The sequence below is a fragment of the Pseudarthrobacter sp. Pseusp20 genome (assembly GCF_059492155.1).
This window is the reverse complement of record NZ_CP168521.1, coordinates 3871419-3893254: the sequence shown is the minus strand read 5'-3', so window position 1 is coordinate 3893254 and position 21836 is coordinate 3871419. Positions and strand designations below refer to the sequence as shown.

The window sequence follows — 21836 nt, the reverse complement described above, 5'->3', positions numbered from 1 at the left end:
CGTGCTGACTTGCCCGCTGCAGGAGGTTCCGTGCGGGAGATCAAAAGTTCCTGTCATTGCTTGACAGCTGCTCAAGTCCAAGAGTACTTTGAATCGTATTAATGAAACGATTCAAAGATCAACGTTTGAAAAAGGAGTCCCAATGAGGGTGTGCTTCCGTTCCTCGGTGCAGCCGGCGCTGATCGATGAATACCGTCGCCGGCACGCCGCGGTGTGGCCGGAGATGCTGCATGCGCTCAAGGAAGCGGGATGGCATAACTACTCCCTCTTCCTGGCGGAGGACGGCCTCCTGGTGGGCTACGTGGAGTGCGACGACTTTGACGCCGTCCGCGCCCGCATGGCCCTGACCGAAGTCAACGCCCGTTGGCAGGCGGAAATGGCAACCCTCTTTGCAGATTCCGGCCAGGCGCCCGACGAAGGGTTCCAGGTCCTGGAAGAAGTTTTCAACCTTGACAGCCAGTTGGCCGCACAGCCCTCGGCGGGCTGACGGGCTGAAGCAGGCAGCCCGCCGTCGAATCCGTCGGGCACCACCACCAGCACGGCTCCAGCAGCGGGGCACCCATCCACAACGCATCAGACAGACGCTCAGACACCGGAAAGAACCATCATGAATGACGTAGCAAAGGCGCTGGGCAGGCTCGGGGAGCTTGCCATCGAGGTCCCATCGTGGGCTTATGGAAATTCAGGCACGCGGTTCAAGGTGTTTGGCACACCCGGTACGCCGCGGACGGTCCAGGAAAAGCTGGCCGACGCCGCGAAGGTCCACGAGTTGACCGGGCTGGCTCCCACCGTGGCCCTGCATATCCCGTGGGACAAGGTGGACGACTACTCCGCACTGAAGGATTACGCCGCCGGACTGGGGGTGGGGCTGGGCACCATCAACTCCAACACCTTTCAGGATGATGAGTACAAATTCGGTTCACTGACCTCCTCCAACGAGTCGGTCCGCCGCCGGGCCATTGACCACCACCTGGACTGCATCGACATCATGCACGCCACGGGTTCGAAGGACTTGAAGATCTGGCTGGCGGACGGCACCAACTACCCGGGCCAGGACGACATGCGCGGCCGCCAGGACCGGCTGGACGAGTCCCTGCAGGAAATCTACGCGGCCCTGGGGGATGGGCAGCGGCTGGTACTGGAGTACAAGTTCTTTGAGCCGGCTTTCTACCACACCGATGTTCCGGACTGGGGCACTTCCTACGCCCAGACCCTGGCCATGGGTGAGAAGGCGTTTGTCTGCCTCGACACCGGCCACCACGCGCCGGGCACCAACATCGAGTTCATCGTGATGCAGCTGCTGCGCCTGGGCAAGCTGGGTTCCTTCGACTTCAACTCGCGCTTCTATGCCGACGACGACCTGATCGTGGGTGCTGCGGACCCGTTCCAGCTCTTCCGCATCATGTGCGAGGTGATCCGCGGTGGCGGCTTCGGCAAGGATTCCGGTGTGGCCCTCATGCTGGACCAGTGCCACAACCTGGAGGAGAAGATTCCTGGCCAGATCCGTTCCGTCCTGAACGTCCAGGAAATGACCGCCCGCGCCCTGCTGGTGGACACCGCGGCGCTGGCCGAGGCGCAGCGCGCCGGCGATGTGCTGGCCGCCAACGGCATCTTCAACGATGCGTTCTACACCGACGTCCGCCCGGTCCTTGCCGAGTGGCGTGAATCCCGCGGCCTGCCCGCGGACCCGATCGCTGCCTTCAAGGCCAGCGGCTACCAGAAACAGATCAACGAGGACCGCCTTGGCGGCCAGCAAGCCGGATGGGGCGCATAACCAGCCATGAGCAACAAGACTGTTGAAGACCTGATTTCCCGTTCCAACCGCCTGGGTGCGGACAAACGGAACACCAACTTCGCCGGTGGCAACACCTCCGCCAAGGGCACGGAGAAGGACCCGGTCACGGGCGAGGATGTACAGCTTTTGTGGGTCAAGGGTTCCGGTGGTGACCTGGGCACGCTGAAGGCACAGAACCTGGCGGTGCTCCGGTTGGACCGGTTGACCGCCCTGAAGAACGTGTACCCGGGTGTTGAGCGTGAAGACGAGATGGTGGCGGCTTTCGATTATTGCCTGCACGGCAAGGGCGGCGCCGCTCCGTCGATCGATACGGCGATGCATGGTTTGGTGGACGCCGCGCATGTGGATCACCTGCACCCGGACTCCGGCATCGCCATTGCCACCGCCGTTGACGGGGAAGCACTGACCACCAAGATCTTCGGCAACAAGGTGGTCTGGGTTCCCTGGCGCCGTCCCGGATTCCAGCTGGGCTTGGACATCGCCGCCATCAAGGACGCCAACCCGCAGGCCATCGGCACCATCCTGGGCGGCCACGGCATCACCGCCTGGGGCGCTACCAGCGAAGAAGCGGAAGCCAATTCCCTGTGGATCATCGAACAGGCCGAAAAGTACATCGCAGAGAACGGCACGGCCGAGCCCTTCGGCGCCAAGCTGCCCGGATATGCGGCCTTGCCAGAAGCTGAGCGCCGCGCCAAGGCCGCAGCCCTGGCGCCTGTGATCCGCGGCCTGGCCTCCACGGACAAGCCGCAGCTGGGGCACTTCAGTGACGACGCCGTCGTCCTGGACTTCCTCGAAGCCGCCGAGCACCCGCGCCTGGGCGCCCTGGGCACCTCCTGCCCGGACCACTTCCTGCGCACCAAGGTCAAGCCGCTGATCCTGGACCTTCCGGCCGACGCCTCCATTGAGGATTCGATTGCCCGGCTGCAGGAGCTCCACGCCGGCTACCGCGAGGACTACCAGGCCTACTACGACCGCCACGCGGATGCCGATTCGCCGGCGCTGCGCGGCGCCGACCCGGCCATCGTGCTCGTGCCCGGCGTGGGGATGTTCTCCTTCGGTGCCAACAAACAGACCGCCCGGGTTGCCGGCGAGTTCTACATCAATGCCATCAACGTCATGCGCGGCGCCGAGGCCATCTCCACCTACGCACCCATCGAGGAATCCGAGAAGTTCCGGATCGAATACTGGGCGCTGGAGGAAGCCAAGGTGGCCCGGATGCCCAAGCCCAAGTCGCACGCCACCCGCATTGCGCTGGTGACCGGCGCGGCATCCGGGATCGGCAAGGCCATCGCCAAGCGCCTCGCCGCGGAAGGCGCGTGCGTGGTCATCGCCGACCTGAACCTGGAGAACGCGCAGAAGGTCGCTGAGGAACTCGGCGGCCCGGATGTCGCGGTCGGCGTCCAGGCCGACGTCACCGACGAAGCCCAGGTCGCCGCGGCGATCGACGCCGCCGTGCTGGCCTTCGGCGGCGTGGACCTGGTAGTCAACAACGCCGGACTGTCCATCTCCAAGCCGCTGCTGGAAACCACCGAAAAAGACTGGGACCTGCAGCACAACGTCATGGCCAAGGGCTCCTTCCTGGTGGCCAAGGCCGCCGCCAGGGTGATGATCGCCCAGGGCCTGGGCGGGGACATCATCTACATCTCCTCCAAGAACTCCGTGTTCGCCGGCCCCAACAACATCGCCTACTCCGCCACCAAAGCAGACCAGGCCCACCAGGTCCGGCTCCTCGCGGCCGAACTGGGGGAGCACGGCATCCGCGTCAACGGCATCAACCCCGACGGCGTGGTCCGCGGCTCCGGCATCTTCGCCGGCGGCTGGGGCGCCAAGCGCGCAGCGGTCTATGGCGTTGACGAGGAGAAACTGGGCGAATACTACGCCCAGCGCACACTGCTCAAACGTGAAGTCCTGCCCGAGCACGTAGCCAACGCGGCCGCCGTCCTCACCAGCAACGAACTGTCCCACACCACCGGCCTGCACATCCCCGTGGACGCCGGAGTAGCCGCAGCCTTCCTCCGATGAGTGCGGCTGTGATTGCCGCCGTCGACATCGGTGCCTCCTCCGGGCGGGTCATGCTGGGCCGGGTCTCCCCGGACTCGGGGGTATCGCTGGAGACCGTCCACCGGTTCCCCAACGGTGTAGTGGAGCTCGACGGCGGCCTCCGCTGGGACTTCGACGCCCTGTTCGCGGAGGTCCTTGCGGGCCTCCGCGCCGCGGCTACGGCGGCGGCGGCGCAGGGCGAAACAATTGCCAGCATCGGCATCGACACGTGGGCCGTGGATTACGGCCTGGTGAACAAGGCCGGCGAGCTGGTGGCACAGCCCTTCAGCTACCGCGATGACCGGAGCAGGGCCGCCGTCGCGCCGGTGCACGCCAAGCTGGACCCTGCACGGCTCTACCGGACCACCGGGCTGCAGTTCCTCCAGTTCAACACCATCTACCAGCTGGCCGCCGAGCGTAACCTGGCCGGGCTGAAGGCCCTGTTGATCCCGGACCTGATCGCGTTCCTGCTCACCGGGGTGCGCCGGACCGAGGCCACCAACGCCTCCACCACAGGGCTGTTCGATGCCGTCGCGGGGGAGTGGGCCACCGATTTCTTCACCGCGCTCGGGCTGCGGAAGGACCTGTTCCCGCCGCTGATCCAGCCCGGGGAACCCTACGGGTACCTCCTGCCGGACATCGCCGCGGCCCTGGGACTGCCGCGTGAAACCACGGTGGTGGCGGTAGGTTCGCACGACACTGCGTCCGCCGTCGCCGCAGTCCCAGCGCAGGGCGAAAACTTTGCCTACATCTCCTCCGGCACCTGGTCCCTGGTGGGGCTGGAGCTGCAGCAGCCCGTCCTGACCGAGGCCAGCCGGGAAGCGAACTTCACCAACGAACGCGGCGTGGACGGCACCATCCGCTACCTGCGCAACGTGGGCGGACTCTGGCTCCTGAGCGAGTGCCAGCGGACCTGGGCGGGCGAGGGTTTCCAGCCTGACCTGGCCGCGCTGCTCTCCGCTGCCGCAGCCCTGCCTGCCGGCGGTCCCCAGGTCAACGCCGACGACCCCTACTTCATCGCCCCGGGCGATATGCCCGAGCGCATCCGGGCAGCAGTCCGGCGAACCGGGGACGTCCTGCCCAACGAGCCCGCGGCGATCACCCGCTGCATCATGGACAGCCTCGCAGCTGCTTATGCCAGGACCATCACCACGGCCGAACGCCTGGCAGGCCGTGAGGTGGACATGGTGCACGTGGTGGGCGGCGGCTCGCAGAACACCCTGCTCTGTCAGCTCACCGCCAACGCCACCGGCCGCCCGGTCATCGCCGGTCCGGTCGAAGCCACCGCCCTGGGAAACGTGCTCATCCAGGCCCGCGCCGCCGGGGCTGCCACCGGGGGCCTGCCACTCCTGCGCGGAACCATCGCCGCCGGAACGGACCTTCGACGGTACGAACCCCAGAAGCTGACACTGAACGCCGCCAGGAATTGAACTCCTGGGTGTCCACAGGCCCAGGCGGCGGGATGCCGTCATCGTGCGCTAGAAATAGAGGAGCGTCCCGCTGGGGCGCCAACAACCGAAAGCAGGACGGACAACGATGCCCCTCTTCGACCTACCCCTGGCCCAGCTCCGCAGCTACACCTCCGACGTCACCCCGCCGGAAGACCTGGATGCGTTCTGGGATTCCACCCTGGCGGAGGCCCGTGCCTTCCCGTTGAACCCCGCGTTTGAGCAGGTGGAGAACTACCTGGCGCTGATCGACACCTTCGACGTCACGTTCGCCGGCTTCGGCGGGGCACCGGTCAAGGGTTGGCTGCACCTTCCTGCCAACCGGGACGAGGGGGCCCGGCTACCGGTGGTGGTGAACTACATCGGCTATTCCGGTGGCCGCGGCCTGGTCAACCAGGACACGCGCTGGGCGCAGGCCGGGTACGCGCACTTCATCATGGACACCCGCGGCCAGGGGTACGGCGGCACCCTGGGCCACACCGCGGATCCCCACCCCTCGGCGGGGGATGTGGCGCACGCAGGCCTGATGACCCGGGGCATCGCGGCCCGGGAGGACTACTACTACCGCCGGGTCTACGTGGATGCCTTCCGGGCAGTGGAGGCGGCCCAGGCCCACCCCGCGGTCGATCCGTCCAAGGTGGTGCTGGCCGGAGTCAGCCAGGGCGGCGGCCTGGTGGTGGCCACGGCAGGGCTTACCGCGGGACGGCTCGACGGCGTCATCGCCGCGCTGCCCGACGTCCCCTTCCTCCAGGACTTTCCCCGCGCCATCGACATCACCCCGCGCGGGCCGTACCCGGAGATTGCCCAGTTCCTGGCACGCCACCGGGACCGCTATGAGTCCACCCTTGCCGTCCTCAACTACTTCGACGGCGTCAACCTGGCCGGCCGCGCCACCGCCCCGGCACTGTACTCCGCGGCGCTGATGGACGACATCTGCCCGCCGTCCACCGTTTTCGCCAGCTTCAACGCCTACGGTTCCGGATCGGGCGCCTCCTCCGCCAGCGGGGCGGACAAGGAGATCGAGGTGTACCGGTTCAACAACCATGAAGGCGGCCAGGAACATCACTGGATCCGGCAGCTCCAGTACCTCCGCAAACTCCTCGGCTGAGCCCGGGCAGCGGGCCGCTAAAGCCTAAGCTTGTTCGCGGATCCGCACCTTGTGCGTCCGGATCCGCGAACAAGCCCGGGATGGAATGTGACGGAAGCCGATTTTGCTCCCGCGGCGGCCCGGGTTTATGGTCTTTTCCATGACTAACCGTTGGTATGCGTATTTTTCGTTGGCTCTGGAGGGGCCCGCGTCTAACTGACACGCATCCAGCATTCCTTCAGAGCCAACAGGGCAGAGATTATTCTCTGCCCTTCGCCGTTTCTCCGGCGGGTTCTGAAATCCGGGCCCGCTTCCCACCTGGAACAGGACCCGAACATGAGCACCGCAACAGCACCGGCACAAACCACCTCAAACCAGCGCGCCAGCGACACCAAGTCCACGTCCAACCTGCGCGTCAGCGAGTTCACTCCGCTGCCCACTCCTTCCGACCTCCTCGCGGAACTGCCGCTGGACGCCCGGGCCGCTGCCGTCGTCGAACGCGGCCGCGACGAAGTGCGCGCCATCATGGACGGCGTGGACGACCGCCTGCTGGTCATCGTGGGTCCCTGCTCCATCCACGACCCCAAGGCAGGGCTGGAATACGCCCGCCGGCTGGTCAGCCAGGCGGAGAAGCACAAGGAAGACCTGCTGATCGTCATGCGGACGTACTTCGAAAAGCCGCGCACCACCGTGGGCTGGAAGGGCCTGATCAACGATCCACGGCTGGACGGCACCCATGACATGGTCACCGGCCTCCGCACCGCCCGGCTGTTCCTACAGCAGGTCACCGCGCTGGGCCTCCCCACGGCAACGGAGTTCCTCGAACCGATCAGCCCCCAGTACATGGCGGACCTGATCTCGTGGGGTGCCATCGGTGCCCGCACCACCGAGAGCCAGATCCACCGCCAGCTCGCGTCCGGGCTGTCCATGCCCATCGGCTTCAAGAACGGGACCGACGGCGGCCTCCAGGTGGCCATCGATGCATGCGGTGCCGCGGCGGCGGCGCAGGCCTTCCTGGGGATCGACGGCGACGGCCGGGCTGCGCTGGTGGCAACGGCTGGAAACCCGGACACCCACGTGATACTGCGCGGCGGCCGCAAGGGACCCAACTACTCAGCGGCCGATGTGGAACGCGCCTCCGGTGAACTGGCAGGCAAGGGGCTGAACCCGCGGCTGATCGTGGATGCCAGCCATGCCAACAGCGGCAAGAGCCACCACCGGCAGGCTGAGGTGGCCCTGGAGATTGGCGCGCAGCTGGAGCAGGGCGGGGCTGCCGCGCGGGCCGTGGCCGGCGTGATGCTGGAAAGCTTCCTGGTGGGCGGCGCGCAAAACCTGGATGTTGGCGAGCACGCGGCCGGACGCGCGGAGCTGGTGTACGGGCAAAGCGTCACGGATGCGTGCATGGACTGGGACGTTTCCGCGTCCGTCCTTGAGCAGCTGGCGGCATCGGCACGGAAGCGGCGGCAGTCAGATTAGGGGCTGAAATAGGGGAAGCACTACTTTCACATCTGCCACATGAACATCTAGAGTATCTTTTTAGGTGGTTGGTGGATGGCTCAGCATCGTAACACCGCATTGGCACGTACCTGGGGTCACTGTTGTCCATCCGTCAGCAAAGGAAAATAGGGAAATGTCGGCAGAACAGAACTTCTCCAACGCGAAGTTCCTGACCGTGGCTGAAGTAGCCGAGGTCATGCGGGTCTCCAAAATGACTGTTTACCGGCTGGTCCACTCCGGCGAAATGCCGGCGGTGCGCTTCGGCCGCTCCTACCGGGTCCCCGAAAACGCCGTCGAACAGTACCTCAGGGGTGCTGTCGTGGAAGGCCACACCGAAACCGCCTGAGGCTGCCTGTCCTGAGCGGCTCCCGATAAGCGGTACCCTGTTAAGGAACGTTTTACGTCATTGTAAGAATCTGTCAGTTGTTCAGTTCGTAGCTTTGTCCACGGACATTCTCCATCAGACAGGTACTGCATCTAGTTTGTAAGGAACTTTCGTGGGTTCAGTTATTAAGAAGCGTCGCAAGCGTATGGCCAAGAAGAAGCACCGCAAGCTGCTTCGCAAGACCCGTCACCAGCGCCGCAACAAGAAGTAGCGATACTTCAAGCAGCGTGGAAATGCCCGTCGCCTTCCAAGGCGGCGGGCATTTCGTTTAACCCGGCAAGAGGTAAGAATTATGCCCGCGGGCCGCGGATGCGGGCGAAGCCCTTCCAGAGGCCGTAGATGGCCCCGCCGAAGGTGGCCGCCTTGAGTCCCAATGTCGCGGCACGGCGGCCTGCGCGGAAATCGTAAACCGGCCAGTTGCGGTCGCGGGCGTGGCGTCGCAGCCTGGCGTCCGGATTTATGGCCACCGGATGGCCCACCAGCGACAGCAGCGGGACGTCGTTGTAGGAGTCGCTGTAGGCCCAGCAGCGCTTGAGGTCCAGGCCCTCATCATCGGCGATGGCCTGCACGGCCACGGCCTTGGCCGAGCCGTGCAGGATGTCTCCCACCAGCCGCCCGGTGTACAGGCCGTCCGAGACCTCCCCCACGGTCCCCAGGGCTCCGGTCAGTCCCAGCCGGGTGGAGATTACGGTGGCCACTTCGATGGGGGTGGCTGTCACCAGCCAGACGCGGCGGCCCACCCTCAGGTGCTGTTGCGCCAGCGCTTTGGTGCCGGGCCAGATCCGGGACGCGATCATCTCGTCATAGACTTCTTCGCCCAGCGCCTTGATGTCATCCACACTGATGCCTACGGCCAGGGTCAGGGCCGAGTCCCGGACGGCATGGACATCGTCCATGTTCTCGCCGCGGGCCACAAACTTGAACTGCTTCCAGGCCATACCCGCCGCCTGCCTCAGGGTGAAGGCTCCCCGCTGGTGCATCTTGCGGGCCACATGGAACAGGCTGGCACCCCGCATCAGGGTGTTGTCCACATCGAAGAACGCCGCCTCGCCGGGCTGCGGCGCAGCAACCGGCCGTGTGACTACGGCGACGTATTTCTCCTGGGGCATGGAGTTGAGTCTAGTCAATCCACTGGCCCGCCGCCGTCGGCGTCAGCCTCACGCCGGGAACGGCGATACCGTTAAGCCATGGCTACACCCCGCGTCGTCCTGGTCACCAAAGCTGACTGCCACCTTTGTGAGGAGGCGCGCGACGCCGTCGGCCGGGTCACTGCCTCATTGGGCCTTACCTGGAGCGAAGAGCTGGTGGACAACCAGCCTGAACTGCGGGAGCGCTACGCCGAAGAGATCCCGGTGGTCCTGGTGGACGGCGTGCAGCGCGACTTCTGGAAGATCGACGAGGTCCGGCTGGCACGCGTGCTGCAGCGCGCCATGGGCCGGTAGGGCAGTGGCGGCAGTTTCTGATGGTCCTGGTTTTGAAGGCATGAGCGGCAGGGACCTAGAGTGGACTCACAACGCGACGCAAGGGAGGTGCGGGTGACATCCCTGGGTTCTTCGCCCCAGTCTGTCCCGGACCTTCCGGATGCCACGGTCGCATTGACCAAGCAGATACCTCCTGCCGCCGTGGCCCGGCTCACCATCTACCTCCGTGCCCTGAACACATTGCTGTCCGAGGGCGTGGAGCGCGTTTCCTCCGAATCCCTGGCAGAAGCCTCCGGCGTCAGTTCTTCAACCCTCCGCAAGGACCTCTCCCATGTGGGGTCCTATGGCACCAGGGGCGTCGGTTATGAGGTGCAGTACCTCAGCCGCCACATCGCCGCCGCGCTCGGACTGACCCACGACTGGAAAGTGGCCATTGTGGGCGCCGGCAACTTGGGCAAGGCGCTGGCACGCTACGGCGGCTTTGAGTCGCGCGGGTTCGATGTGGTGGCCATCTTCGACGCCGACCAGATGGTGGTGGGCAACGAGGTGGGATGGCTGCGCGTCAGCGACGTGGCAGACCTGGAGACCGTCCTGCACCGCACCGGGGCCAACATGGTGGTCCTGGCCCTTCCCGCGGCCGTCGCGCAGGGCGTTTGCGACCGTGTGGTGGCGGCAGGCGTGCGCAGCGTGCTGAGCTTTGCACCCGTGATGCTGCAGGTTCCCGAAGGGGTCAATCTTCGCAAGGTGGACATGGCCACTGAACTCCAGATCCTGGCCTACCACGCCCAGCGGGCCCAGACGCCCGGGCAGACGGCCTAGGGTTTCCCTGGAAGTTTCCCCCCGGCCCAAGTCTTGGCGGACCCGTTAAAGCAGGTGGCCCGGGATGCGAATGATGCATCCCGGGCCGCGTGCAGTGTCAGCGGGCGGAGTGGCTACCGCCCGTACGGGTTGCCGAAGCCGCCCGAATAGGGGTTGGCGAAAGGCTGCTGCTTCCGGAAGTACGGGGCGGCTGCCGGAAGGTAGAGCAGCACGATGGCCGCAATTCCCAGGAGCGTTCCGATGGTGGCAAAGCTGGGGGGACCAAAGAGTCCGAAGACGGACAGTGCAGCGAAGACCGTTCCCAGGATGCGGGCCCAGTTCTTGCCCTTTCGGACGAAGAAGGCCACCAGCAGGTAGAGGGCCACGCCAATGATCGCGAACACCACCAGGGTGCCGGCGATGACCCCCTTAATGTCGTCATAGGTGACTCCACTGGCGCCTCCGGCCGCCATCTGGTCCTCGAATGTCCGCCGGAACACCGGATCATCCAGCTGCGTCAGCCCGGTCAGCAGGGAGATCACGAAGATCACTGCCGACGCGATCAACAGCCAGAACGAGATGTTCACCAGCTGCGGGACGCCGTTGCCTCCGGCCGGCTGCGGCTGCTCCGACGGGTACTGGCCGTAGGGGGACTGCCCGTAGGGCGGCTGGCCGTACTGGGGTGCATTCTGCCCGAACTGGGCGCCATACTGCGGCGGGTTCTGGCCGTAGCCCGGGGCCTGCGGCGCATTCTGGCCGTACTGGGGCTGATTTTGGCCGTACTGCGGCGCTGCCGGCGGCTGGTTCTGGCCGTACTGGGGCGCGTTCTGCCCAAATTGCGGGGCGTTCTGGCCATACTGCGGCGCATTCTGCCCGTAGCGGGGCTGCTGCTGGTCTCCGGACTGGGGGCTGCCGGCCTGTTCATGCCCCGGCTGGTCGTTGCTGGGGTCTTGGGGCGACGGGGGCGGGACGGGAGGAGTACTCATGGCGTTCCTTCTGCAGGTCGGGATCCGGGTAGGCTGCCGGGAATCAGTCCTCTGCCTTCCCCCAGCATGGCTTAAGTCCACCGTACCCCCGGCGGGCGGCGTTGTGGGTGATTCAGCGGGTATTGGCGCAGGTGGTTGCCGTTAAACAGGGAACCCCGGCGCCAGGCCGGGGAGGCCTGGTGCCGGGGTTGTGCCCTGGCGGGCGGAACTACGCTGCGGGCGCGATGAAGGCGAGTTCGAGGTTGATGGCAACCTTGTCGCTGACCAGCACGCCGCCGGCTTCCAGGACGGCGTTCCAGGTGAGGCCGAAGTCCTTGCGGCTGATGGTGGTCTCGGCGGAGACGCCGGCGCGGGTGTTGCCGAACGGATCAACGGCAACACCGTTGAATTCGGTTTCCAGGGTCACCGGGCGGGTGACACCCTTGATGGTCAGGTCGCCGGTGAGCTCGTAGCTGTTGCCCTTGGCCACCAGGCCGTTGGATACGAAGGAGATCTCGGGGAACTTCTCCACATCGAAGAAGTCCTCGCCCTTGACGTGGCCGTCGCGGTTGGCGTCGCCGGAGTCGAAGCTGGCGGTCTGGATGGTGGCGTTGATCCTGGACTCAGCCACATCCTGGCCCAGGTCCAGCGTGGCAGCGGCCTCTTTGAACTGGCCGCGGACCTTGCTGATGCCGGCGTGCCGGACAGTGAAGCCGATCTCGCTGTGGGAGTTGTCCAGGGTCCAGGTGCCGGTGGTGACGTCTGCGGGAAGTGCCATGATGTTGCTCCTTGTAAAGGTGTATGTACTGAGGTCCTGCCGTTGAACCTTCATCTGTTGAAGCCTCAACTAACTTGCTGCATCCAGTATAAACATGCATTTGCATGTTTTGTTCCCGTCCACGGAACATTTCTTCAAAAACTGAAGTTCTACTCTTTGTAGAAGGAGCGGCCCGAGATTTCGGATCGCACGCCATCTTTGAGAAACTGGTAAACATGCCCCAAGCCACTGTCCATCTGCTCCGCCACGGCGAGGTCCATAACCCCGAGGGCGTTCTCTACGGACGGCTTCCCGAATTCCACCTCTCCGAACTGGGGCAGGAGATGGCCCGGACGCTCGCCGAATACTTCCGGCAGCGCGCCGAACGCGGCGCCCGCATCACCTACCTGGCCGCCTCCCCACTGGACCGCGCGCAGGAAACGGCGCGGCCGACGTCGGAAGCCCTGCAGCTGCAGATCCACACCGACGAGCGGATCATCGAAGCGGAAAACTACTTTGAGGGCATGAAGGTCACCAAGGCCGAACTCCGCCGGCCCAGGCACTGGCCGCACCTGGTCAACCCGCTGCGCCCCTCCTGGGGCGAACCGTACAAGGAGCAGGCCGCGAGGGTGGCGGCCGCGGCGCAGGACGCCCGGCTGCGGGCCATCGAGCTTGCTGCCGGCGACTTCGGTGCCCACGGCCCCGAGGCGATCCTGGTGAGCCACCAACTGCCGATCTGGGCTGCCCGGCTCAGCGCCGAAGGCCGGCCCCTGTGGCACGACCCACGCAAGCGCGAGTGCACCCTGACGTCCGTCACGTCCCTGGTGTTCGACGACGACGGCTCGCTTTTGCGGGTCGAGTACAGCGAACCCGCGGCGTCCCTTCTTCCCGGTGCCGCCAGCACCCCTGGAGCCTAGAAGTGAGCAACAACAACCTCCCCTCCCGCCGCAGCATGCTCGCCGCCGGCGGCATGGCCCTGACCGCGCTGACCCTGGGCCTCTCCGGCTGTGCCCAGGAGGATGCGCTGGCCAAGCAGGCCAAGGCGGGGGACAACAAGAACTATGTGGCCGGCGACGGCTCCGTGACAGAGTTCGCTGCCGGGGACCGCAAGGAAGCCGTGCAGATCCAGGGTGCGCTTTTCAACGGCACTGCGGTAACCCCGGCCGACTTCAAGGGCAAGGTGAGCGTCCTGAATTTCTGGTTCGCCGCCTGCGCGCCGTGCCGCGTGGAAGCTCCCCTCCTGGAAGCGCTGCACCAGGAGTTCAAGGACCAGGGCGTGCAGTTCTTCGGCGTCAACCTCCGGGACGAGAAACCCACGGCGGAGGCGTTTGAAAAGACCTTCAACCTGACCTACCCGAGCTTTGACGACAAGGACGGAAGCGTCCTGCTGTCCGTGTCCGGCCTGGTACCGCCCGGCGCCGTGCCCACCACCCTGGTCCTGGACAAGCAGGGGCGGGTGGCCTCGCGCGTCCTCGGCGAGATCGAGAAGGGCACCCTGAAAGCCCTCATCACCGCCGCCGTGGCCGAGTAGGGCGGGCCGGGACCGTGAACAGCCCCTTCGCCGAAGCCATCCTCAGCGGCTCCATCCTGCTGGCCATTCCGGTGGCGCTGCTTGCCGGACTGGTCTCCTTCCTTTCCCCCTGCGTCCTTCCCCTGGTTCCCGGCTACCTGGGTTACGTCACGGGCCTGAGCGGTGTGGACCTGCAAAAGCAGAAGCGCGGCCGGATGCTGGCCGGGATCGGGCTCTTCGTCCTGGGCTTCTCGGTGATCTTCGTCCTGCTGGGCGGCGCATTCGGCCAGTTGGGCACCCTCATTACCGGCAGCCAGAATGCCTGGATCACCCAGCTCCTGGGGGTCCTGGTGATCATCATGGGCATTGTCTTCATGGGCGGCTTCAGCTGGCTCCAGCGGGACGCCAAGATCCACGCCAAGCCGCCCGCCGGGCTCTGGGGAGCACCGCTGCTGGGCCTGACCTTCGGCCTGGGCTGGGCGCCGTGCATCGGCCCCACCTACTCGGCCGTACAGCTCCTCAGCCTTTCCGGCGGCTCCTCGGCCGCCAAGGGCGCCTTCCTGGCATTCGTCTACAGCCTGGGACTGGGCATTCCGTTCCTGTTGATCGCGCTGGCCCTGCGCCGCGGAATGGGCGTCATGGCGTTCTTCCGCAAGCACCGCGTTGCCATCCAGCGGACCGGCGGCGGAATCCTGGTGGTGCTGGGCCTGCTGATGGCCACCGGCGTATGGGGAGCCTGGGTGACCGGGCTGCAGTACTGGTTCCAAACCGACGTGAAGTTGCCGATCTGATGAGCGAGCGTGTGAACGTAAAGAAGAAGCAATCCGCCCCCGTAGCGGAGGCAAAAGCCCAGGCCGCCCTTCCGGCCCTGGGCCCCAAGGGCATGCTGCGGTGGGCCTGGACCCAGCTGACCAGCATGCGCACCGCGCTGTTCCTGCTGCTGCTCCTCGCCGTCGCCGCCGTCCCCGGATCCCTGTTCCCGCAGCGGCCCGCCAACCCGGCCGTAGTGACCCAGTACATCAAGGACCATCCGGACTACGGCAAGCTGCTGGACTCCCTGCAGCTCTATGACGTCTACTCCTCGGCCTGGTTCTCGGCGATCTACCTCCTGCTGTTCATCTCGCTGATCGGCTGCGTGGTGCCGCGTGCCATCGCCCACTACAAGGCCATGCGCTCCCAGCCGCCACGGACGCCGCAGCGCCTGTCCCGGCTGCCGGAATACGGCACCCTGGTGATTCCCGCCCGCACCGGCATCCCGGCGTCGGAGGCCATCAACAGTGCGGCCGGACTGCTGCGGAAGCGCGGCTACCGGGTGGAGGTCAGGGACGCCGACGGCAACCGCCCGTCCCTGGGGGCCGAGCGCGGCTTCCTGAAGGAAGTGGGCAACCTCGTCTTCCACACCTCGCTCATCGGCGTGCTGGTGGCCGTGGCCGCAGGCGGCCTGTTCGGCTACAGCGGCCAGCGCATCCTGGTGGAAGGCGACACGTTCGTGAACACCCTGGTGGGCTACGACCAGTTCAACCCGGGCACCAACTTCCAGTCCAGCCAGCTGCAGCCGTACTCGCTCCAGCTGGACAAGTTCAACATCACGTTCGACCGCGAATCCAAGGGCAAGTTCGGCCAGCCCATCGACTTCGCCGCCACGGTGACCACCAAGGAAAACCCGGACGCTCCAGCCAAGCAGGAAATCCTGAAGGTCAACGATCCCGTGACCCTGGGCGGCACCAGCATCTACCTCACCGGCAACGGCTACGCACCGGTGGTGACCGTACGGGACGGCGCCGGCAACGTGGCCATGCAGGGCCCGGTGGTGGCCAAGCTGCAGGGCGATAACTACTACTCGTCCGTGGTGATCAAGGTTCCGGACGCCCAGCCGGACCAGCTGGGGTTCGTGGGCTTCTTCCTCCCCACCGCGTTCGTGACGGACAAGAACGTTTCGTTCAGTGCCGACCCCGAACTGTTCAACCCCCAGCTGACCCTGAACTCCTACTACGGGGACCTGGGCCTGAACACCGGTGCCCCGCAGAACGTCTTCGAACTGGATGTCAAGAACCTGACGCCGCTCAACGCCAGGAACCTCGCGGCCGGCGGCATCACGCTGGCACCCGGCTCCACCTTCACACTGCCGGACGGCAAGGGCACCATCAGTTTCGACGGCGTGAAGCGGTACATCGGCGTGGACATCCACCACAACCCCGGGCAGGTCTACGCCCTGGTCTTCGCTTTGCTGGCCGTGGCCGGCCTGATCCTCTCGCTCTACGTCAACCGCCGGCGCGTCTGGGTACGGACGGGCACCGCCGCGGACGGCCGCACCATGGTGGAATACGGACTCCTGGCCCGCGGCGAGGACCACCGCCTCGCGGGCGAGGCGGCAGCGCTCCGGAAACTGTTCTCCGCCGAGTGGCAGTTGCCGGAAGACACCGAAGACACGGGCCAGTCCCAGCAAACTCCCAGCCGGCGGGGCGATAATGTCGCAGGCTCCGCCGCTAATGCCGCAGGCTCCGCCGCTAATGCCGCAGGCTCCGTCACCACCCCAGCAGGCCCCACCGGGCCCGAAAAGGACCAGTAATGCCATTTGGAATCAATGAAACCATGGGCCAGTACAGCGAACTCTTCATGCTGCTGGCGGCGGGTACCTACACGGTGGCCTTCATCGCCTTCGCCTGGGACCTGGCCAAGAGCAGCAAGGCGCTGCGCGCTGTGGACCTCAGGGCCGCGCAGGCCGGTGCTGCCGCCAAGGTCCCCGTAACCGCCGGCGTTGCTGCCGGAGCAGGGGCGCGCGAAGGATCCCGCGGTGTTGAGGCCCGACTGGACGGGCCGGCCGGACGGGCCGAGCGCCCGTCGTCGTCCGCCGCCAAAGCCAGCGGTGCAGGAACCGGAGGCTTCATGACTGCCGACGGCGACATGAAGTACGCCGCCGAGCGCCGGGTTCCGGCGCGTGTTGCGGTGGCCGTGACCACCCTTGCTGTCGTCATCCACGGCGCCGGCGTGGTCACCAGGGCCCTGGGCGCAGGCCGGGTGCCGTGGGGCAACATGTACGAATTCCTCACCACCGGCGCCTTCCTGGTGGCGGCCGTGTTCCTGCTCTCGCTGATCCGCCGCGACCTCCGCTTCCTGGGCACCTTCGTGGTGGGCCTGGTGATCATCATGCTGGTGGCTGCCTCGGTGGCGTTCTGGACCCCCGTGGGACACCTGGTTCCCGCCCTGCAGAGCTACTGGCTGGTCATCCACGTTTCCATCGCCGTGCTCTCCTCGGCGCTGTTCACCCTGACCTTCGCGATGTCCGCACTGCAGCTGGTGCAGACCCACCGGCAGAAGACCGTGGCCGCCGGCGGTGCCGACAAGCTCGGCTTCATGCGTCTGGTGCCCTCCGCGCTGAGCCTGGAAAACCTGTCCTACCGCATCAACGCCATCGCCTTCATCGGCTGGACCTTCACCCTCATGTTCGGTGCCATCTGGGCGGAAAAGGCCTGGGGCCGGTTCTGGGGGTGGGACACCAAGGAGGTCTGGACCTTCGTGATCTGGGTTGTCTACGCCGGCTACCTGCACGCCCGGGCCACCCGCGGCTGGACCGGAACACGGGCCGCCTGGCTGTCGATCGTGGGCTACCTTTGCGTGATCTTCAACTTCACCATCGTCAACCAGTTCTTTAACGGACTCCACTCCTACTCCGGCCTTTAAACAAGGGCCTTTCGGCCCCTAAAACGGGGGTTTCCGGGTCCTAAAACCGGGGGCGCAGTCGAGAGACGGCAACGGTCCGATAAATAACCATTCGATGTAGCAACAGGGGTGTTCCCCGGTCCTTCGGAAATGCTACGTTGGTGACGTTCCCTGTGATGAAGCTTGCAGGTGGACCACCAGCCTTTCGAGGTACCCCAATGAGCTACGCTCTCGCCGTTGACGTCGGGACCAGTTTCACGGCAGCTGCCGTTGTGCGCTTTAACCAAGGTCCCAACGCCGTGCCCGAATGCCTGCCCCTGGGCACGCGTGGAGCGTCTGTGCCCTCCGTGGTGTACTACCCGGAGGAAGGCGCGGTCCTGGTGGGGGAGGCGGCAGAACGCCGAGGACTGGACTCGCCGGAACGCGTGGTCCGGGAATTCAAGCGCCGGATTGGCGACGACGTACCCTTCGTCCTGGGCACCCTGGTCCTGCGGCCGGAGGACGTCTATGCCACCGTTGCCCGCTGGGTGGCGGACCGGGCCACCGAGCGTGAGGGGGGCCCGGCGTCGGCCATTTTCCTGACCCACCCCGCAGCCTGGGGCAACCACCGGCTTTCCGTCGTCCGCGACGCCCTCGCCGCGCATGGCCTGGAGAACGTCACGCTCCTTCCCGAACCCGAGGCCGCAGCCCTGCATTACGCCTCCCAGGTGCGCGTGGAGGAAGGCAGCACCATCGCCGTGTACGACCTCGGCGGCGGCACGTTCGACACCGCCGTGCTGAGGAAGTGCGGCAGCAGCCGCTTTGAGCTCCTGGGGCACCCGGAGGGCATCGAGGACCTGGGCGGCGCCGACTTTGATGCCGCAGTGTTCCGGTACGTGGCTGCGCACACCGGGAACGCCCTGGACGATCTGGACACTGGTGACCCGGCGGTGCTGGGGGCCCTCACCCGGCTCCGCCGCGAATGCGTCGAGGCCAAGGAAGCACTCTCCGCGGACAGCGAATCCACCATTCCGGTGCTCCTGCCCGGCATCCAGCAGCAGATCCGGCTGGTCCGTTCAGAATTCGAGGCGCTGATCGAAGAGCCCGTACGGGAAACAGTGGAGGCGCTGGAGCACTCCCTGGCCCAGCTCCACCTGGTACCGGCAGACTTGTCCACGGTGCTGTTGATCGGGGGATCGTCCCGGATCCCCCTGGTGGCCCAGGTGGTGTCGGAGGAGCTGGACCGGCCTATCGCTGTGGATGCCGATCCCAAGTCCTCCATCTGCCTGGGGGCGGCAGTGGCAGCCGTCCTCGCCCACACGGCCGCAGTGGCGGCAGCAGCTGACCCGGCAGAAACTGAAGCGGACGCCCGGGAGGCGCCGGCCGCCGTCGTACCCTCCGACGTGCCGCCCGCTCCAACCGGCCCAGGCAGGCCCAGTTGGTCGCGGAAATATACGACGGCGGCAGGCGCCCCGGCAGGGCCAGTCGCCGTCCGCGGTGCCCGGCGCGGGGCGCGGGGCGCGCACGCGCCGAAGCCCACCGTCCGCGTGACCGCCGTGGCCGCGGCTGCTGCGGTCCTGACGGTCCTCACGGCAACGGCCGCGCAAAGCCCGGACGGTTTCGGAAGCCTGACTGCCATGTTCGTGCCGCAGGCCGGTGCCAGTACCACGGGAGGCTCCGCCGGCACCGATGCGGGCGGTTCGGACGCCGCCGGTGCAGGGGAGTCAGCAACCCCGGCCGCGGTGGCCCAACCACTCGCGGGCATCGAGGCCAGCGCCAGGAAACCCCTTGCTCCAGGGACCGGACTGGAAGCATCTGCCACGCCCCCCGGCGGGCAGGCGGCCGGCAACGACGGGCCGGCGGCTGGAAGCAGCGCGATTGCTGACGGGCCTGTCGTCGCAGCGGCGGCAGTCCCCGATGCGCTTGCCGGCTCCGGGGGGACAACGGGTGGGTCAGGCGTTGCTCCCGAGGCCGTTACGGTGGTTCCCACGCCCGCTTCCGACACCCCGCAGGCGGGCGGTTCCGCCGACCCCACACAGAGTGAAGGCACCCCAACGCCCACCGACTCCGGGACGGCTGACCCGACGACTCCTGCGGCGACTGATTCGCCCACGGCAACTGAATCGCCTACACAGGACGACACCAGCCAGCCCACGCAGACAGAGAGCCCAAGTGCCACAACTGCCCCGGATCCCTCGATGACACCAACGGAGGTGGCCGTGGAAGCTACCGGCAGCCCAGCGCCGCAAGTAACACCGCTTGAACCCGAAACCACGTCCGCCGCAGCCGCCGTTGAAACGGCCACGACCGCCGCTCCGGGGGCCTGAGATGGACGGGCAGCTTCAGGACGGACAATTCCAACGGGAGGAACAACCCGGGGCGGCGTCTACGGGACCGGACCACCAGGGGCACCCGCTGCACGCTGCCGAGCAGATGGCCAAGCAGCTGAAGGGTGCCAACGCCGTGGTGCGGGAACTGCTGCTGGCGCTCTCGGTGGGCTTCGCACTGCCGGGGCCGCTGCCTGCGGACCTGCAGCAAAAGTTCGGCAGCGGCGGGGCGGAGGACCTGGATGTCCTGGTGGACCGGGCCGAGGCCGCGGGACTGCTTGGGCCGGACGGCACCGTGGTGGGGACCGCGCAACACGCACTGCTGGCTGCCACACCCATTGCCAAGGTGCACGCGCTCCAGCGTGAGCTCGTGGGCGTCTACACGGCCGCCGGACAGCGGTTGGGTAATCTCGCCCGCGAGCTTGCCCGCGGCGGGCTCACCGACCCCCGGGTGGCTGCTGAACTGGAGCTGGCCGCGGACAGTGCGTTGGAGCATAACCCCCGGCTCGCGTCGCAGCTTTACGAGGAGGCCCTCCTGGCGGGCGCCGATCCGGTAGCGACGGCAGCCCGCCGCGCGCAGGCGGCGGCCGGTGATGGTGAGCTTGATGCGGCTGCGCGCATCATTGACACCCTCCTGGTCAGCGCCGACCCGCGGGATGTGCGCCGGGGTGCGGATGTGGCCGCCTCCGTGTGGGCGCAAAGGGGCATGCTGGCCCGCGGGGCCGATGTTTACAACTGGTTGGGCCCCGAGCGTGTGGGCGTATCAGCGCCCCTCGCCGCCGTTGTCCTGATAGGAGTCGGAGACCGGTCTGGGGCGGAGGCGTTCTTCCAGCCCGCCGCGCCGGCAGCTTCCCCCACCCTTCTTGCCGCCACGCTGGTCCAGACGGGGCAGGGGGTCTTCGCATCCCTGGGGGAGAAACCACAACAGGGCATCTCCGTGCTGATCCATGCCGCGGACATGCTGAACTCGGCAGGCATATCGCTTCCGCTGCCGGAAACGCCGGCTGCGCTGGCAGCCCTGCTGGCCCTGCACACCGGTGAGCCGCACCTGGCGGAAACCGTCTGCCGGGCAGCGGCCGCTGCCGGGCAGGGAGGCAATGCCGCACAACCCAGGCTCCTGCTGCTGCAGGCCTGGGCGGACATGATGCAGGACAAACTCGAGGATGCCCGGCTTGCCGCCACGGAAGCCGCCAAGGCCAACCATTGGCCGCTGGTCCCGCGCGACGAGTTCATGTGCGCTGCACTTGAGGTGGGGCTAGCCCGGCGGAACGGTGACGTGCCGGAGCTCCTCAGGGCGTGGGAACGGGCCCGCGAGGCCATGCTCCATACCTCGGTGGACCTCTACAACCTCCTGCCGTGGGGGGAAATGCTGATTGCTGCTGCCCGCCTGCGCGAAACGCGGCGCGTGGCGCACTACCTGGAAGAAGCCTGGAAGCTGCTGGGGCGCCTGGACGAACCCGCGCTGTGGGCCGTTCCCCTGCACTGGGCCGGCGTCCAGGCCGCACTGCTGAATGAAAGCCCCGCCGATCTTGCTCCGCATGCCACTGCACTGGCCCGGGCCTCCGTCCACAGCCAGCTTGCCGCAGTCTTGGCCACCGCGGGAAAGGCCTGGGTTTCGGTGCTCGCCGGCCGCTTCCGTACTGCCGACGTGGAGGGCGCGGCCCGGCTGCTGGGCGCTGTAGGAATGCCCTGGGAGGGTGCAAGGCTGGCCGGCCACGCTGCCGCACGTGCCGACGAGCGGCGGGACATGATGCGCCTGCTGTCCTGCGCCCGGGACCTCCACCCGCAGGGCAACCCGGCCGGTGCCGCGTCAGGGGCCGCCATCCAGGCAGGAACCCCCGCCGACAACGGCGGCAGGGCGCACCAGCCGGACGGCTCCGGACTGAGTGAGCGGGAAAAGGAAGTTGCCAGGCTGGTGCTTGAGGGCAAAACCTACCGGGAAATCGGTGAGGCCATCTACATCTCGCCCAGGACGGCAGAACACCACATTGCCCGGATACGCCGCCGCCTGGGCGCCGAAAACCGGTCTGACCTGCTGGCCCGTTTACGGGTGGCCTTGGGCGTTGAGAATTCCCAGCACATGAACCCGCAACAGGAGTAGTCCCTAATGCCCCTAGCCGCGGACCCGGGAGCACCCCGGCACGGCTTCCACCGGTAGGGGGAATGC

The 21836-nt window shown here is 66.7% G+C and carries 20 protein-coding genes; 17 read left to right on the top strand and 3 right to left on the bottom strand.

The features are described 5' to 3' along the window. Window positions 1-142 precede the first annotated feature (142 nt). The 8 genes from ACEN9K_RS18090 to ACEN9K_RS18055 all read left to right on the top strand — a co-directional run bounded on the left by ACEN9K_RS18090 (window position 143) and on the right by ACEN9K_RS18055 (window position 8463). Window positions 143-487 carry an L-rhamnose mutarotase gene (locus ACEN9K_RS18090; protein ID WP_018768908.1) on the top strand — a complete coding sequence of 115 codons (345 nt, stop codon included), beginning with the start codon at window positions 143-145 and terminating at the stop codon, window positions 485-487. A gap of 120 nt (window positions 488-607) precedes the next feature. Beyond that, on the top strand, window positions 608-1774 hold the full coding sequence (rhaI, locus tag ACEN9K_RS18085) for an L-rhamnose isomerase (protein WP_495634800.1): 1167 nt from the start codon (window positions 608-610) through the stop codon (window positions 1772-1774). Between the two features lie 6 nt (window positions 1775-1780). Continuing rightward, on the top strand, window positions 1781-3817 hold the full coding sequence (locus ACEN9K_RS18080) for a bifunctional aldolase/short-chain dehydrogenase (protein ID WP_495634799.1): 2037 nt from the start codon (window positions 1781-1783) through the stop codon (window positions 3815-3817). Further along, window positions 3814-5265 (top strand): rhamnulokinase, encoded by a 1452-nt coding sequence (locus tag ACEN9K_RS18075; RefSeq protein ID WP_495634798.1) that lies wholly within the window; start codon window positions 3814-3816, stop codon window positions 5263-5265. Before ACEN9K_RS18080 ends, ACEN9K_RS18075 begins: the two co-directional genes overlap by 4 nt. A gap of 106 nt (window positions 5266-5371) precedes the next feature. Then, a complete protein-coding gene (locus ACEN9K_RS18070) occupies window positions 5372-6391 on the top strand; it encodes an acetylxylan esterase (RefSeq protein WP_495634797.1) in 1020 nt (339 codons plus the stop codon). Window positions 6392-6706: 315 nt separating this feature from the next. Further along, window positions 6707-7846: a 3-deoxy-7-phosphoheptulonate synthase gene (locus ACEN9K_RS18065; protein ID WP_495634796.1), complete on the top strand. Its 1140-nt coding sequence runs from the start codon at window positions 6707-6709 to the stop codon at window positions 7844-7846. 154 nt (window positions 7847-8000) lie between these two features. Next, a complete protein-coding gene (locus ACEN9K_RS18060; protein ID WP_018768902.1) occupies window positions 8001-8213 on the top strand; it encodes a helix-turn-helix domain-containing protein in 213 nt (70 codons plus the stop codon). A gap of 151 nt (window positions 8214-8364) precedes the next feature. Then, window positions 8365-8463, top strand: a complete 99-nt coding sequence (locus ACEN9K_RS18055) for a 30S ribosomal protein bS22 (RefSeq protein ID WP_003792170.1) — start codon at window positions 8365-8367, stop codon at window positions 8461-8463. A 79-nt stretch (window positions 8464-8542) separates the two neighbouring features. Here the strand turns inward: ACEN9K_RS18055 and ACEN9K_RS18050 are convergent, their stop codons facing one another. Next, window positions 8543-9361, bottom strand: a complete 819-nt coding sequence (locus tag ACEN9K_RS18050) for an HAD family hydrolase (protein ID WP_018768901.1) — start codon at window positions 9359-9361, stop codon at window positions 8543-8545. 78 nt (window positions 9362-9439) lie between these two features. Here ACEN9K_RS18050 and ACEN9K_RS18045 point away from each other — a divergent pair, with 78 nt between their 5' ends. Next, window positions 9440-9694: a glutaredoxin family protein gene (locus ACEN9K_RS18045; protein WP_018768900.1), complete on the top strand. Its 255-nt coding sequence runs from the start codon at window positions 9440-9442 to the stop codon at window positions 9692-9694. 93 nt (window positions 9695-9787) lie between these two features. After that, window positions 9788-10492 (top strand): redox-sensing transcriptional repressor Rex, encoded by a 705-nt coding sequence (locus ACEN9K_RS18040; protein WP_495635724.1) that lies wholly within the window; start codon window positions 9788-9790, stop codon window positions 10490-10492. Window positions 10493-10605: 113 nt separating this feature from the next. Here the strand turns inward: ACEN9K_RS18040 and ACEN9K_RS18035 are convergent, their stop codons facing one another. Further along, window positions 10606-11457 (bottom strand): hypothetical protein, encoded by an 852-nt coding sequence (locus ACEN9K_RS18035; protein ID WP_495634795.1) that lies wholly within the window; start codon window positions 11455-11457, stop codon window positions 10606-10608. 208 nt (window positions 11458-11665) lie between these two features. Continuing rightward, the gene (locus ACEN9K_RS18030; protein WP_018768897.1) at window positions 11666-12214 is read right to left on the bottom strand and encodes a YceI family protein; all 549 of its coding nucleotides are present in this window, start codon (window positions 12212-12214) and stop codon (window positions 11666-11668) included. 215 nt (window positions 12215-12429) lie between these two features. On the opposite strand from ACEN9K_RS18030, the gene ACEN9K_RS18025 reads away from it, so the two are divergent. The 7 genes from ACEN9K_RS18025 (at window position 12430) to ACEN9K_RS17995 (ending at window position 21770) form a co-directional block, all read left to right on the top strand. Beyond that, entirely contained in the window at window positions 12430-13110 is a 681-nt protein-coding gene (locus tag ACEN9K_RS18025; RefSeq protein ID WP_142071195.1) for a histidine phosphatase family protein, read from the top strand. Between the two features lie 35 nt (window positions 13111-13145). After that, window positions 13146-13724: a TlpA family protein disulfide reductase gene (locus ACEN9K_RS18020; protein ID WP_043424873.1), complete on the top strand. Its 579-nt coding sequence runs from the start codon at window positions 13146-13148 to the stop codon at window positions 13722-13724. Window positions 13725-13738: 14 nt separating this feature from the next. Further along, a complete protein-coding gene (locus ACEN9K_RS18015) occupies window positions 13739-14494 on the top strand; it encodes a cytochrome c biogenesis CcdA family protein (RefSeq protein ID WP_268001924.1) in 756 nt (251 codons plus the stop codon). Beyond that, window positions 14494-16272, top strand: coding sequence for a cytochrome c biogenesis protein ResB (resB, locus tag ACEN9K_RS18010; RefSeq protein ID WP_018768892.1), 1779 nt, complete (start codon window positions 14494-14496; stop codon window positions 16270-16272). Before ACEN9K_RS18015 ends, resB begins: the two co-directional genes overlap by 1 nt. Continuing rightward, on the top strand, window positions 16272-17384 hold the full coding sequence (gene ccsB / locus ACEN9K_RS18005) for a c-type cytochrome biogenesis protein CcsB (RefSeq protein WP_018768891.1): 1113 nt from the start codon (window positions 16272-16274) through the stop codon (window positions 17382-17384). Before resB ends, ccsB begins: the two co-directional genes overlap by 1 nt. Before the next feature lie 197 nt (window positions 17385-17581). Next, window positions 17582-19669, top strand: coding sequence for an Hsp70 family protein (locus ACEN9K_RS18000; RefSeq protein WP_495634794.1), 2088 nt, complete (start codon window positions 17582-17584; stop codon window positions 19667-19669). Window position 19670: 1 nt separating this feature from the next. Further along, a complete protein-coding gene (locus ACEN9K_RS17995; protein ID WP_495634793.1) occupies window positions 19671-21770 on the top strand; it encodes a LuxR C-terminal-related transcriptional regulator in 2100 nt (699 codons plus the stop codon). Window positions 21771-21836: the final 66 nt, after the last annotated feature.